Below are 13,025 nucleotides of genomic sequence, written 5' to 3'. Positions count from 1 at the left end.
TTATGATCCGAAATTTTCCATGGCATATTGAATTCTCTCTTGTTCAGAGTGCAGATCCTGATGAACACTGTCGACTTTATCCAGTCTGTGTTGCAGCCCGCACCTATTAGCAACTTGAATTGCCAGCCCGGGACGCGCATTTAGTTCAAGGATCAGCGGTCCCAGATTTTTGTCCAAAACAATATCTACGCCGAGGTAGCCCAGTCCGGTTACGCTATAACCTAATGCGGCCTGCTTTAATAGTTCCGGCCAGTCCGGTATAGGGACTCCTGCGACGGGGTGCAGTGTGTCCGGGTGGTGGGTACAATTCTTGTTTTTCCACACTGCGCTGGTGGTCATACCTGTGCACATGTCTATTCCACAACCCATAGCGCCTTGGTGCAGGTTCGCTTTCCCGTCCGATTCCCTTGTAGGCAAACGAAGCATGGCCATTACCGGTATCCCCTTATAAACAATGATCCTGATATCCGGGACACCCTGATAGGCTATGTCTTTGAATATGGGCGAGAACTGCACACAATATTCTAGCATTGCCTTGTCCGGCATTCCTCCGAGACTGTACATGCCGCTGAGAATATTTGAAATGTGGAAAGATATGGCATCTTCAGCAACCAAAGAATCATCCGGCTTGCGGAAGCGAGGCCCGAGCTTTCCGGTAATGACCAGAATTCCATTTCCGCCAGCCCCACGAGCAGGTTTGACAACAAATGAATCATGCTTTTGCAACAGGCCGGGTAATTTTTTTAGTTCATGCTGGGCCCGGAATACTCCGTAAAGTTCAGGGACGTTGAGTCCTGCCGCCTGAGTAAGCTCCTTGGTGGTGATTTTGTCATCCACCAGAGGATAGAGCCTGCGCGGATTGTTGGGCAGTACATAAGCCCCGTTGCGTCCGTTGAGTCCTACAACTCCGATTTTTTTTAATTTGCCGAACCAGCCCATATTAACCTTCCTTGAGGAAAGCGCGGAAGCGGATCAGATCCATCAGTCTGAAACCGGTATAGCGCCCTATCATGACGGTCATTGCCAGCAGCACAAGAAAGAGTTCCGGGAAAACGAAAATCAAGTGTTCGATAAACAGGTTGCTCATGGCGATGTATGCAAGAACAGCGACAGCCATTGAGCCTATTATCTGCTGTATGGCCTTACCTGCGCCAAGCTCGTCCCACATGACGGATGTTCGTTCAATGGTCATACTCAGGATAACCATGGGGAACAGGCTGACCGAAACACCGCGCGGGAAGCCCAGCTTAAAGCTGATAATACTGATCCCGGCCATGAGCAGCACTACAACCATGAGCACGCAGGCCAGACGGGGCACCAGCAATAGTTTCAGGTGTTCCAGATATAGACGCACAGCCAGTCCGAGGATGATGACGATGGAAAACAGGCATATACCCCAGAGCAGCTGTGTTTGGCGAAATGACAGGGCTATCAGTACGGGCATGAATGTCCCGAAGGTGGTGATGCCGATTACATTTCGTAGAAATACCAGCAGCAGTACACCGATAGGGATGAGCAGGATAACCCTGTAGGTAGCCTGAGCCTGTACCGGAAGGTTGAACAGTGAGAATTCGAGTATCGTCGGAGCTGAGATTGCAAGACGGTCTACAACGTTACCCAGAGTGCTGACAGTTGCCGGGACAGCGGAAAGTGTAACGCTTAAATTGTTCCCGCCGCTGACCGTAGCCAGTGGTGCATCGCCTCGCCACCAGGTAACAAAATTTACAGGAGTCCCGAAACTTCTATTGGCTACATCAAACATGTGCCATTTTTCGTTGTGATAAAGCTCCAGCCAGTGTTTTAAGCCGGCGTCATTCGATGTGGTCAGGGTGATACCGTGCACAGACTGGGCCGGGATGCCTGAAAAATGGAGCAGGCGTACGGCCATATTTACGGCTCCAAGTGTATTTTCAGTATCGCGGAGCAGGTATGCTGCATCCGGGTTGCTGGATGGCGCCAAAAGCCGCTTCATAAGCTGGGGCACAAAGGTTTCTATATCAGCTGATTCACTCCCGACCTCAGTGATCAGAGAGTTTGCAGCGACCTGTTCAGCTTCTGTGAAATGCGGGTCACTGAGTTTAGGTATTTCAGTGGGGTGAACCCAGCTCTCTTCAACGTTGCTGTGTTTCGGTCTTAATCGGGCAGAGTAGAATAGGTCTTGCTTGCCTTTTGCTGAACGTCGGGACCACATGGCAACGATGTTGTCAGGGTTTCGAGACTGCAGCGGAGTTCCGTCAGCAGATTGCAGGGAGTGCAGCAGGCCGTAGTCGTCAGCGATGTAATATTCATCAGTTACAGTATACTGCGGCAACTTGTTCAGGGTTTGCAGTGTGGCTTTAACCGGACTCCCCTCGGCTTCAAATGAAACATGGGCTTCTACATTCCAGATTTCAGTCTGTTCTTCCGGGGTCAGAGGAAAGCCGAGGACAAAAGCTTTGTAGCTGAATATGCCCAGCCCCAATGTGAGGAGCAGAGCCACAAGTATTTTAAGCTGTATGGAATTCATAGTGGATCTTTCCGTAGTTATTCACGGGTGTTTGCGAATTTTATTTAACGGGCTTGCTGAGCCTGTGGTCTCGTGAAGAATCAATGAGTATGCCGTGACGCAGTTCTTTCCTGCCGATGAGCATTTTGTATGCAAAGTTGCTGCGGTCGGTCAGGTTGACGAAAGCTTCGAAACTTTTTGGACCAATCTGGAGCTGTACCGGAATAACCGGCCTGCGCTGGTAACCGGAAGGGCGTTTTTTTATACGTACGATCCGTGCATAGGGGCATGTTATGCGTTGGGTTTTGCCATGCTGGTCGGTAATAGTGAATGAAACTTTTTTATTCTTTTTATGAATTGTGATGTCTGTGGCATGAAGCGAAGAACTGTCCGCACCGGTATCAAGTTTAGCTTCCATGATAATCGGTGTCTCACGGTCCCATATTTTGATGGATACGTTTTCGATATAGCCCGCAATGATATGGTCAGTAGGTTTTACGTCATCTGTTGCAGAGCAGGCAGTGCTGAAAAAAATAGCTGTCAGCATTAGAAGTGCTGAAAGGGCGTGGCGCATTGTAATCCTCTCGTTGGGTGCAGAATCACGTGCAGGGACGGATTCGGGCTGATTTATTATTGCCGAATAGTATGGCTTCCAAGTTATCACCCCGACCGCATCACTGGAGTGCAACAATTAATCGTAAAGGTCAAGAAACCAATTTGAGGTGTGATTGTTATTGACTTTTGATTTTTGAATTTGTAACCATACTCACTATGGAAGTGAAATTCATTTTCACAATCAAATAAGGAGATATATGATGAAGAAGATTATTTTAGCAATGGCCTTTGTTTTGGCTTTTTCCTCTATTTGTTCTGCCCATGACATGTGGTTGGAGAAAAAAGGCCGCAAGGCTTATCTGATGTATGGGCATCCCGGATCAACCGATCCTTACCCCATCAGCCGTATTACCGCTCTGACAGGTATCAATGAGAATAACTGGAAAACTTCTCTTGAGCCAGTTTACAATAAGGGTGAGGCCTACGCATGGATCGATGATACCTACACCATGCTGACGGTCGAGTTTGATAACAAGTATTGGTACCACACCGAAGAAGGCGGCTGGCAGAATTTTGATCTTCCCAGACAGGTTTGCGGCAAGATTATTGACGAAGGTCGTTCTTACAAGCTTTCCAAGACAATCATCAAATGGATGGACAACATGGATAAACCCATTGGGCAGCGTGCTGAAATTGTGCCTCTTAAGGATCCCACCAAGTTGAAAGAAGGGGACATGCTTCCGGTTATGATGTTCTATGAAGGTAAGCCCATGCCCGCAGCAGGCGCTCGGATTTCTACCACTACTGACCGTAATATTGAACATCCAGAGTTGGTAAATCTCAAAAATTCCAAACCTATCAATGTAAAAATCGGTCCTGCCGGACGTCAGGTAATTATCGGGAAGTATGAAAAGCGTCTCGATGATACCCGCCGTGTCTGGTACGCATTTTCTTTGAGTTTCAGAACTACGAAGTAGCTGGCTTAGTTTTCAGCCGTAGCTTGATTGATTTCCTCTCCCGAGCTTGGTTCGGGGGAGGTTTTAGTTAGCTGTCGTTTTCTGCGTTACCTTCTATTGGCAGTTTAATGATGAACGTAGTGCCTTCACCTAGCTCAGATTCAATATCTATGGTCCCGCCATGTTTTTCAATTATGATGTCGTGAACAATTGCCAGCCCTTGACCTGTGCCTTTGCCCACTTCTTTAGTGGTGAAGAACGGATCGAAAATTTTATGTATATTTTCTTTTGAAATTCCGCAGCCTGAATCTTTGATACTGATAGTTGCATAAGGAGGATCTAACTCTGTGCTGATAGATATTGTTCCTTTCTGATCTTCTTGTGTGTTCTCAGCGATTGCGTGTGCCGCGTTTACAATCACGTTGAGTAGTACCTGATTGATTGCACCTGGCAGGCATTGAACCTGCGGCAGGTCGGGGTCAAGGTCGGTCTCAAGGTCTGCGACATATTTCCATTCGTTGCGCGAAACTATAATGGTATTCTGGATGGCTTTATTGATATCAACAGCTTTGATCTTTTCTTCTCCGGAGTGGGAAAAGTTCTTCATGGCTAAAACAATTGTGGCAACCCGTTCGACTCCTTCCAGTGCCCTGCTGCAGGCTTTAATGGATTCACTGCTTATAAATTCCAGATCTATATCATCTTTGTGCTCTTCGATTTCTTCAATTATGTTTTTCCGCTCTTCCGGGGATTCCGCAGCCATGAATTTTTCATAAAGGTCAATCAGATCGTTGGTGTCGGCATATGCTTCCTTAACAAAGCGAATGCTATCGCCAACATATTGGATCGGGGTGTTGATTTCGTGTGCAATCCCGGAGGCAAGTAGGCCAATGGATTCAAGCTTTTGGGCGATGTTCAGCTTTCTTTCAAGGTGCTTGCGGTCGGTGATGTCAAATACTACCTGAACAAGGTGGGTTGTGCCGCCTATGTGGACTTCAAAAAGATGGCGGGAAACAGGCAAAGGTGCTGAGTCCTGCAGAGATAGAACTCCCTCTTCATATGTCCCCTGCTCATGCCAGTTAGGGCAAAGCAGGTCTTTTTTAGTGTCCGAGGTAAATGTAAACTCGGTCTGACATGCAGCATTCAGAATTGCGCTGCGGTCCATTTTCAGAAGTTTCTCTCCAACGCCGTTGCAGTCTACCATAATGCCTTTGACGGGATCAAAGACGAATACCGCAGCTCCGATTCCTTCGAAAATTGTTCCTAGAAATTCCTGATGTTCTGCCTGTTGAATCAGGGCTTTTTTCTGCTCTGATATGTCATGCACATTGGCCAGAATGACTACTTTACCTTCAAATTCGATACGGTTCAGGGTTACTTCCACTTCAAAGAGTTTGCCGTCTCCGGGGCTTCTGGAGGTCCATTCGAAAGAAACTTCTTCTCCGTCTACGGCTTTCTGCCAATATTGATCTAAAATATCCATGTCCATATCCGGAGCTGAAAAATCTTCCTTTATGGACATGTTGAGTACTGTGCTCATGTCTAGCTTGTATTTATCAAGCATAGTGTCGTTTACGTCCAAAATCCTTCCGTCAGCATCGTGGATAAAAATAGAATCATTGGTGTTGTTGAATATAAGCCGCATGGCTTCTTCTGCTTCATGGCGGTCCAGAACCTCACGGGTCAGTTCTTCCGTGCGTTTTTGCAGATCTGCTGTCCGTTTTTGCATTCGATTTTCTAGTTGGGCATTAATCTCCTGAAGCTCTTTTTCTGCACGACTGCGCGCTTCTAATTCATTTCTAAGCTGTTTGTTGGTTTGTTCTAATAATATGGCCTGTTTTGCAGCTTCTTCTAGCCGGATCTTAAGAGTAAGGTTGCGGGAATTGATTTTGAAAAGAAAAAGTACAACGCCAAGAATGAGGATTGCCGCCGAGATAGTGAATATCATCAAATCGTGTGGAGAAATAGCCGGAGAATTGTAATTTATCCAGACAATGGAGATAACGAAGATAGCTATTAATGCAATTGTCCCGAGCATTGCCTTGTTGCTTTTGAACAAAATACCTCCTGCTGGCGGAATTTAATTTTTATATTTGTTCGGTTGAACTGGATTCTGCCAAGTCTAGTCAATATATTTAAGCGGAACAAGAACCCGGATTCTGGGAGGCAGCTTCTTGGCTCGACTGAAGTTTCTTACTCGCATGATTGCTGTTTCCGTCATCTCCGTGCCTTCGGCAACAAGGTGAACTTCATCTTCACTCCAGAGACCTTCATCAAGAATCATCCCCGGTTTGAGCTCTTCCAGTTCAATTTCCCGGCGCACATAGCCGTCTTCTCCGGCAGTTCCTTTTTCAAGAACATCTAAAACCTTGTTGTCGTATATCCCTTCCATGCCTCGTAAAATGGCGATTGCGTCCATTTTATCTGTTTTTTGCTGGATAAGTGAATCGTAATCCAGACAGGCCTTCAAGACCCGTGATTCCACGGGCATGGTCGGATTCTCGTCCAGTCGGTCGTTCTGGTGCAGGATGATCTGAGAAACGATTTCCATCCGCGGAATTTGGGAAAGCATGCCCGCAGTAACAGATGGATGCATGTCGTAAATTTGCTGCTCTTCTGCAGTGAGTGTCTCCCCTGTGAACACTTTTAAAAGCACAGATTCAGGGAGGGTTATACAACCCAGTTGCCCCAGCATAGCCGCAAGGTCCAGATACAGAGTTTGTTTCAGGTTTAAATTTTGGCCTACGTATCCGGCAAGGCGTCGCACTCTTTCGCTTCGTCCAAAGGCTTCCGGGTTGGTTAATGACAGAATATCGGTGAGAACTTTGACACTGCCGCGCAAAGTACCGCGAAGCAATTCCCGCTCGGCGACTACGAGAGAGTACTGCTTCATTGCCGCTTCAAGCGTGCGGATCATTTCGTCAATGGAGCTTGGCTTGGTCAGGAAACGGAATACCGATCCTTCGTTGACTGCGGAAATCGCAGCTTCAAGATCTGCATGTCCTGTAAGCATTACCCGGACAGTATCCGGGGACAGTTGTTTTACTTTGGTCAGAAAGGTAATTCCGTCCATTTTTGGCATTTTCAGGTCGGAAACAACAATTGCATAAGGGCCGGATGATTTTACTTTTTCAATTCCTTCTTCAGGGCCTAGTGCAACATCTACTTTAAATCGTTTGCGCAGTAGTGCTCTATAAGTATCCAGTATGTTCTGTTCATCGTCTACAAATAGAACACTATTCTTCTTCATCTTTAGTTGTCTCCAGCAGGTTGTTGCATACAGTGCACCAATCGTTAACGTGATCTAAAAGATTTGCCAAAGCCATTTTGTCTGTATTTAGTTCTGAAAAGACATAGCCTTTGCTGTGAGGTATAAGCTCGTGTTGAAGTGTGTCTGCAGCATGGACCGCGTGCGTCGGAGTAAAGATTTCTTCGCAATTATCAAGAGAGTGATGGTAGTAAACCATCTCTACTATTTCTTCATTGAATCCCCACAGTCCCAGTAGGTATGCTCCCACTTCCGCATGACTTACGCCAAGAATCTTTTTTTCCACATCAATTACCGGACCGCCGAATTCACGGACATGTTCCAGTACTTTCTGATATTTTTTGTTCATCTCGGTGATGAAAACGAATTTACCTATGTCGTGGAGAAGCCCACCCACAAAACAGTTGGTAACCGTCTGTTCATCCTTATCCATAAATGCGCAGATTTCTTTAGCAAGATAACCGGTTTGCAGGCAATGCTCCCAGAGTTTTTCTATGGAATACGGTCCGAGGATATCTTTATCTAGTTGTTGAATGAAATGGACCCCGAGGATCAATCCTTTGAGGACGTCGGTCCCAAGCAGGATAGTGGCCCGCGCAGGACTGGAAACGGAATTGTAGAAGCCGAAGAAAGAAGAATTAACCACTTTAAGGAGTGTTGTGGATATGCCCGGATCTTTTTTGACCAGTTCTCCCAGTTTTTGTAGATTCGGTTCCGGTTTGTTTAATTCATTGGTAATTTCGATGTATAAATCCGGCAGTACCGGCAGAGTATCAAGTCCGGTTATAATCTCCCTGACTTTGTGGTCTGTGAGAACTGGACGCAGTTCCATCATCTTACGGATGGTTCCGATCAAGACTTCTGTATTGCAGGGTTTGCTCAAGAATTGATGAGTATGCTTTGCCGATTTCAGCAATGATTGCATATCCGAATGCCCGGATAGCGTTATGCGGATGGTATCTGGTTGTATCTCAGCAACTTTACGGAGTAGTTCACTTCCGTCCATATCCGGCATTTTCGTGTCGCTAATGACAATATCGAATTCAGCCTTTCCAAGCTTTTCCAGTGCTTCCTGTCCGGTGGAGGCAAAGTAGCTTTTCCATTCTTTGCGAAGGCCGTGCATAGTAGCCCTAAAGCTATCCAGAATATTCTTATCGTCATCGATAAAGAGAATTTTCGGGATCATAGTTTTCCTTGCTTTTCTTTTTAAGTATTTGTGTTCCTTGCTTAATGGATATCGCGTTTTTGTTTTTTTTGTAAAGAAGATATCAATGTTTGTTTGGGTGTTATGGATTTCTATAATGAGCGTTGCATATGGCTAAGATCTTTATATTATGAGGTAATTTGTTTTGAATTCGTTCTTCTGCCAACGGACTTTGTTGTTAGTACTAATAATAGATTATGTTATTTTCGTGATTGTTTTGGCGGCAGTACACAAAAAAAATACGGAACTTTCGTAGTGAAAGTTCCGTATTTAGTAACAGTCTGAAATAAAGCGTTTTTAGAGCTTATCAAAAGCTTCGGCGGCATTGAATGAGCTGCGTACCAGCGGTGCACAGAACATATGCGGCACATTGAGTTTTTTGCCGTATTCGGCGTATTTATCGAAAACAGCAGGTTCCACGTAACGTTTTACTGCCGGATGTGCTTTTGACGGGCGCATATACTGGCCGATAGTGATGATGTCGCAATTGATGGCTGCGAGGTCATCGATGACCTGATAGACCTGCTCATCCGTTTCTCCGAGACCGACCATGAGTCCTGACTTGGCGTGGATATCGCTAAGCTGTTTGACCCGTTCGATAAGCTCTAGGCTCTGTTTGTAATCGGCCTGCGGGCGGATTTCCGGGTACAGCTCGGGCGGGGTTTCCACGTTGTGGTTGATTACGTCCGGCTTGGCGGCGATTACAGTCTTGAGCGCATCAAGGTTGCCTTTGAAATCCGGGATGAGCACTTCAATCTTACATTCGGCGTGCTCGGCACGGATACGTTCGATTGTTTCCGCAAAGTGGGCTGCACCACCGTCATCCAAGTCATCGCGGGTAACAGAAGTGATGACGGCGTATTTCAGGCCCAGACGCGTTACAGCCTCTGCCACACGGCGCGGTTCGTCCGCATCCAGAGGTTCGATCAAGCCGGGACAGATGTTGCAGAAGGCACAGTTACGGGTGCAGTTGTTACCCATTATCAGGAATGTTGCCACCTTACGCGAGAAACACTCCCAGCAGTTGGGGCATTTTGCGGACTGGCAGACCGTGTTCAGATTCAGGTCATCCAGCATTTTGCTGGTATCGTTGAAAGTCCTTCCGGTGGGTAGCTTAACCCGCAGCCACGGCGGTATCCGTAAATACTTTTCCGAATTCTTCTCTGAAGACATTTTTTACTTCCTCGGTAGAAATTTCCTTGCCAGCCTCCCGTGAAAGGGAAGTGGGGTGCGCGCCGTGCAGCCCGCAGAGGGTGATGGCGTCGAAAAGTTTCATGTCACTGGAAACATTGAACGACAAGCCGTGGTAGGTGATCCATTTTTTGACCCCGATGCCTATGGAGCAGAGTTTGCCGGGACCGACCCATACTCCGGGCCTGCCTTCGCTTCTGGCTGCTTCAACACCAAAACGGGCAGCTGTGCGGATCGCTGTTTCTTCCATATCAAAGAAGAATTTTTTAATTCCACCGCGCCGTTTCTCAATGCGCATGACAGGGTATACCACCATTTGTCCGGGATAATGACAGGTGATATTACCGCCTCTTGCGGTTTGGACTACCTCTGCTCCCATGGCATTGAGGGCTTCCTCGCTGATGAGCAGGTTCTCCAGTCCGCCCTGACGACCCAAAGTAACCACTGGAGGATGCTCCAACAAATATAGAGCATCTTCAGCAGTTCCTTCCATCACCTGTTTCAAACGTTCAAGCTGAATTTTCTCAGCTTCCCCGTGAGCGATTAATCCAAGATCTATAAAGTCCATATTCCAATTACTTTCTGTCTTTAAAAGAACGTGAATCTTCTTTCTGCTGCGGCTTTCCTGCTTTTTCTTCGCGCTTACGCCTGTCGCTCTCACGCATGGGCAGGGGCACGATCAATGCGCCGGATTTCTCGTCCCGTTTTTCCTCTTCGGGAATGGGCATACCGATAAGTCCACCGGGATATAAGGTTTTTGCTCCGCCTTGCGCTGAAAGCAGAATCTGTCCCTGTTCCGCACAACCGTATTGACCGAAGCCGCCTTCATCAAGTCGGAAGGATTCGGATATCGCACGGATGAGCATTTCGCCTTCGCGAGGAGCTTCCACTTCTTCTTTTCGCAGACCGACATAGAGGAAGCTCAGGCTTACATTGTCCTTCTCAAGGCGGCATTGGGCTGAAAGTTTCTGCAGCCATGCCGGGGCGTGTTCGGAATCATAATTAAAATGACACCATGCTTTGCCCTGTTCGCCACTCATAGGACATTCTTCTGTGTGAGTGCAGGGGCCGAGAATGGGGAATCCTGCGTTGACGAATTCCTGACGGATTACGGAAAGGACCCTGCCGGAACGGCGGATACCCGGTTCGATAATCAGGATACGGCCTTCCGGGGCCAGCTTGTGGACCATGGACAGGCAGAATTTCTCCGCCCAGACCGGAAGCGGGGTACGTGTTCCGGAGGATACTTCGTTAACCATGTTGGCGGTGACCAACAGGTGTGCTTTCTCGCGTATCTTGGAGGTGGATCCGCCTTTGACGTTAACCATGCGCCACGGGGATTTTTCGCCGGCCAATGCTTCGAAAAGACGGCTGCCTTCGCGCATGGGCTTGGGAGTGCGGTCCACATTGATGAAGGTCAGCTTCTTTTCGCGCAGGTCCGGCCTTGCGATCCACAGAGCCTGTGCAACTGTCAGCGGTCCTGCTCCGAGGTCCACAACCACGCCGTTATCGGGCAGTTTGATATCAAGACCCTGAAAGAGGCGTGCAAGACGGTACAGGTTCCACGGCAGGAAGTAACGCAGGTATGCATTCAGGCTGCGCGGATCACCCATGTAGTCGTTGGACAGGTTGGAACGTTCTCCGGTCAGGTCTCGTGAGAGATCGCGGATGGCGTACTTAAGTTCGTGGCTGTGTTTGGCTTTCAGGGGAACGGTTTTTTGTAAAATTTTTATATATTTATCCAACTCTTTGGATACTTCCTTGGTCGGCAGGGGGAAAAGTGAACTTACTTTAATAGACATATTTGAAAATCATCCTCTCAAGGTATTTCTGTCCGAAATCGCTGCTTCCGGCCAGTTCCAGAACTTCGGAACGTGCGGGCAGGCAGGAGGCGAAATCCCTTGCTTCTTGATTATGTGTTAAAACTATTGCTCCCTTAAGGGAGGTGTTGCCTGCGGCGCGGGTGATTGCAGCGCTTTCCGCAGGGATGAATCCGGTTGCTACCAGATCATTTATATTTACGTGCTGCCCCATTGCCCCGCCAAGGATCAGTTCTTTAAGATCGGAAGGTGCCAACCCGGCTTTTTCCAGCAGGGCGGACATTGCGAGGTTGAAGGCCGCTTTTACTTTTAAAATTTCTTCCACATCCGGGGCCGGAAGGGTAAGTCCCTCGTATCCCAGATCAAGGACCGGAGTCCCGTTTATTTCTGTCATCTTGTCAGCCAGCTTTGCGGCAAAAGGAGTGTTTCCCGGACCGAATTGTCCTTCGCGGGTCAGCACACCTGATTTGAGCAGCAGGGAACAGAGTGAGAGGTAACCAGTCCCGGTGATACCGGGCTTTTGTTCTTGTTCCGGGGTATCTGCTTTTATGATTGCCGGCGTAAGTCCAGACGGGGTCAGAGTGAAAGCTGACACTGCCCCCGGTCCGGCTGTACGGCCGTTGCTCATGCCCACTCCTTCAAGGGCCGGCCCCATAGGAACGGAGCAGACAATGTATTCCTCTTCGGAAAGGCAGAGTACGAATTCGCCGTTGGTGCCGAGATCAGCGAAGAGATATGGCGGCTGCGCTTTTACTTCGGAAAAATTCAGAGCCACGATCCCGGCGGTTATATCTGCTCCAACAAACGGAGCCAGATGTGGCGGGATGTACGCTTCCGGGAGCTTTGCGTCAAGTTTTAACCGTTTACCACCCTTGTCAGGCAGGGAGTAGGGTGCACGACTTAAACTTTCCACATTATCCTGTGCAAGGATGGAGATCATGGACGGGTTGCCGGATATTACCAGCTCTTTTACCGGGACCGTTTCTAGAATTATAGATTGCAGCCGCTCGGTGACCAATCTGGAAAGAATCTCGCGCTGCTCCGGTTTTGCGGCAAAGGCCAGCCGGGACATTACCTCACTGCCGAGGCCGATCTGCGGATTCAGCTCCTGTCCTGATTTTACTGTCTCTCCGTTTAGCGTAAAAGCCCAGTGCATCCCGGTGGTACCCAGATCTACTGCAAGGGCCAGATCTTCGGTTAGTTCGCGGGAAAATTTATCTGAAACTTTAGGAACCACTCGTTCCGGTCTAGGCAGAAAGATTTCGGCTGCTTTTGCGTGATGCAGACAGGAAAGCCTCCATCCGGATTCTATTTCTTCGCGGGAAAATTTATGCAGTTCTTCCTTGCGTGGCAGCGGAGGATCGGATTTAAAGCGCACCTTACACAAGCCGCACCTACCCATGCCCGAACAGAGTGGCACACCTTGGAATGCTCCGCTCAGGAAAAGGGTTTGGGCAATATTCAGCCCTTCTGTCGGTGCGAGTTCCATGACTTCTCCGTCATGGTTGTGCACGATGATTTTTTTTCCCATTGTTTTCAGTCTTTA

At 48.0% G+C, this 13,025-nt stretch carries 11 protein-coding genes; 1 reads left to right on the top strand and 10 read right to left on the bottom strand.

What is annotated here, in order from left to right:
• The 3 genes from ACNI23_RS09620 to ACNI23_RS09610 are packed head-to-tail and all read right to left on the bottom strand — an operon-like array spanning window position 1 to window position 3,149.
• Window positions 1-939, bottom strand: a complete 939-nt coding sequence (locus ACNI23_RS09620; protein WP_420248271.1) for an alpha-L-glutamate ligase-like protein — start codon at window positions 937-939, stop codon at window positions 1-3.
• 1 nt (window position 940) lies between these two features.
• Window positions 941-2,506, bottom strand: a complete 1,566-nt coding sequence (locus ACNI23_RS09615) for an inactive transglutaminase family protein (RefSeq protein ID WP_420248270.1) — start codon at window positions 2,504-2,506, stop codon at window positions 941-943.
• 40 nt (window positions 2,507-2,546) lie between these two features.
• Entirely contained in the window at window positions 2,547-3,149 is a 603-nt protein-coding gene (locus ACNI23_RS09610; protein WP_420248269.1) for an ATP-dependent zinc protease family protein, read from the bottom strand.
• Window positions 3,150-3,297: 148 nt separating this feature from the next.
• On the opposite strand from ACNI23_RS09610, the gene ACNI23_RS09605 reads away from it, so the two are divergent.
• Window positions 3,298-4,017, top strand: coding sequence for a DUF4198 domain-containing protein (locus ACNI23_RS09605; protein ID WP_420248268.1), 720 nt, complete (start codon window positions 3,298-3,300; stop codon window positions 4,015-4,017).
• A gap of 67 nt (window positions 4,018-4,084) precedes the next feature.
• On the opposite strand, the gene ACNI23_RS09600 is transcribed toward ACNI23_RS09605, so the two are convergent.
• The 7 genes from ACNI23_RS09600 to ACNI23_RS09570 all read right to left on the bottom strand — a co-directional run bounded on the left by ACNI23_RS09600 (window position 4,085) and on the right by ACNI23_RS09570 (window position 13,010).
• Window positions 4,085-6,055 carry a PAS domain-containing sensor histidine kinase gene (locus ACNI23_RS09600; RefSeq protein WP_420248267.1) on the bottom strand — a complete coding sequence of 657 codons (1,971 nt, stop codon included), beginning with the start codon at window positions 6,053-6,055 and terminating at the stop codon, window positions 4,085-4,087.
• Between the two features lie 63 nt (window positions 6,056-6,118).
• Window positions 6,119-7,246, bottom strand: a complete 1,128-nt coding sequence (locus ACNI23_RS09595; RefSeq protein WP_420248266.1) for an HD domain-containing phosphohydrolase — start codon at window positions 7,244-7,246, stop codon at window positions 6,119-6,121.
• Complete coding sequence (locus ACNI23_RS09590; protein ID WP_420248264.1) at window positions 7,233-8,450, bottom strand: HDOD domain-containing protein; 1,218 nt, start codon at window positions 8,448-8,450, stop codon at window positions 7,233-7,235. The genes ACNI23_RS09595 and ACNI23_RS09590 overlap by 14 nt, the downstream gene beginning before the upstream one ends.
• A gap of 315 nt (window positions 8,451-8,765) precedes the next feature.
• Complete coding sequence (lipA, locus tag ACNI23_RS09585; protein WP_420248262.1) at window positions 8,766-9,641, bottom strand: lipoyl synthase; 876 nt, start codon at window positions 9,639-9,641, stop codon at window positions 8,766-8,768.
• Window positions 9,583-10,227, bottom strand: coding sequence for a lipoyl(octanoyl) transferase LipB (gene lipB, locus ACNI23_RS09580; RefSeq protein WP_420248260.1), 645 nt, complete (start codon window positions 10,225-10,227; stop codon window positions 9,583-9,585). Before lipB ends, lipA begins: the two co-directional genes overlap by 59 nt.
• Before the next feature lie 7 nt (window positions 10,228-10,234).
• A complete protein-coding gene (locus tag ACNI23_RS09575; RefSeq protein WP_420248258.1) occupies window positions 10,235-11,461 on the bottom strand; it encodes a small ribosomal subunit Rsm22 family protein in 1,227 nt (408 codons plus the stop codon).
• On the bottom strand, window positions 11,451-13,010 hold the full coding sequence (locus ACNI23_RS09570) for an ASKHA domain-containing protein (RefSeq protein ID WP_420248256.1): 1,560 nt from the start codon (window positions 13,008-13,010) through the stop codon (window positions 11,451-11,453). The genes ACNI23_RS09575 and ACNI23_RS09570 overlap by 11 nt, the downstream gene beginning before the upstream one ends.
• Between the last annotated feature and the right edge of the window lie 15 nt (window positions 13,011-13,025).

Source organism: Maridesulfovibrio pacificus (SeqCode) (genome assembly GCF_048612815.1).
In the GTDB taxonomy this organism is placed as follows: Bacteria; Desulfobacterota; Desulfovibrionia; order Desulfovibrionales; family Desulfovibrionaceae; genus Maridesulfovibrio; species Maridesulfovibrio pacificus.
The sequence above is the reverse complement of the archived record's forward strand: the minus strand, read 5'-3'. Positions and strand labels throughout refer to the sequence as shown.

What these genes read in the sequence shown, in the direction of transcription:
- ACNI23_RS09620 (WP_420248271.1), bottom strand. Translation starts at nt 939, where the DNA reads ATGGGCTGGTTCGGCAAATTAAAAAAAATCGGAGTTGTAGGACTCAAC.
- ACNI23_RS09615 (WP_420248270.1), bottom strand. Translation starts at nt 2,506, where the DNA reads ATGAATTCCATACAGCTTAAAATACTTGTGGCTCTGCTCCTCACATTG.
- ACNI23_RS09605 (WP_420248268.1), top strand. Translation starts at nt 3,298, where the DNA reads ATGATGAAGAAGATTATTTTAGCAATGGCCTTTGTTTTGGCTTTTTCC.
- ACNI23_RS09595 (WP_420248266.1), bottom strand. Translation starts at nt 7,246, where the DNA reads ATGAAGAAGAATAGTGTTCTATTTGTAGACGATGAACAGAACATACTG.
- ACNI23_RS09590 (WP_420248264.1), bottom strand. Translation starts at nt 8,450, where the DNA reads ATGATCCCGAAAATTCTCTTTATCGATGACGATAAGAATATTCTGGAT.
- lipA (WP_420248262.1), bottom strand. Translation starts at nt 9,641, where the DNA reads ATGTCTTCAGAGAAGAATTCGGAAAAGTATTTACGGATACCGCCGTGG.
- lipB (WP_420248260.1), bottom strand. Translation starts at nt 10,227, where the DNA reads ATGGACTTTATAGATCTTGGATTAATCGCTCACGGGGAAGCTGAGAAA.
- ACNI23_RS09575 (WP_420248258.1), bottom strand. Translation starts at nt 11,461, where the DNA reads ATGTCTATTAAAGTAAGTTCACTTTTCCCCCTGCCGACCAAGGAAGTA.
- ACNI23_RS09570 (WP_420248256.1), bottom strand. Translation starts at nt 13,010, where the DNA reads ATGGGAAAAAAAATCATCGTGCACAACCATGACGGAGAAGTCATGGAA.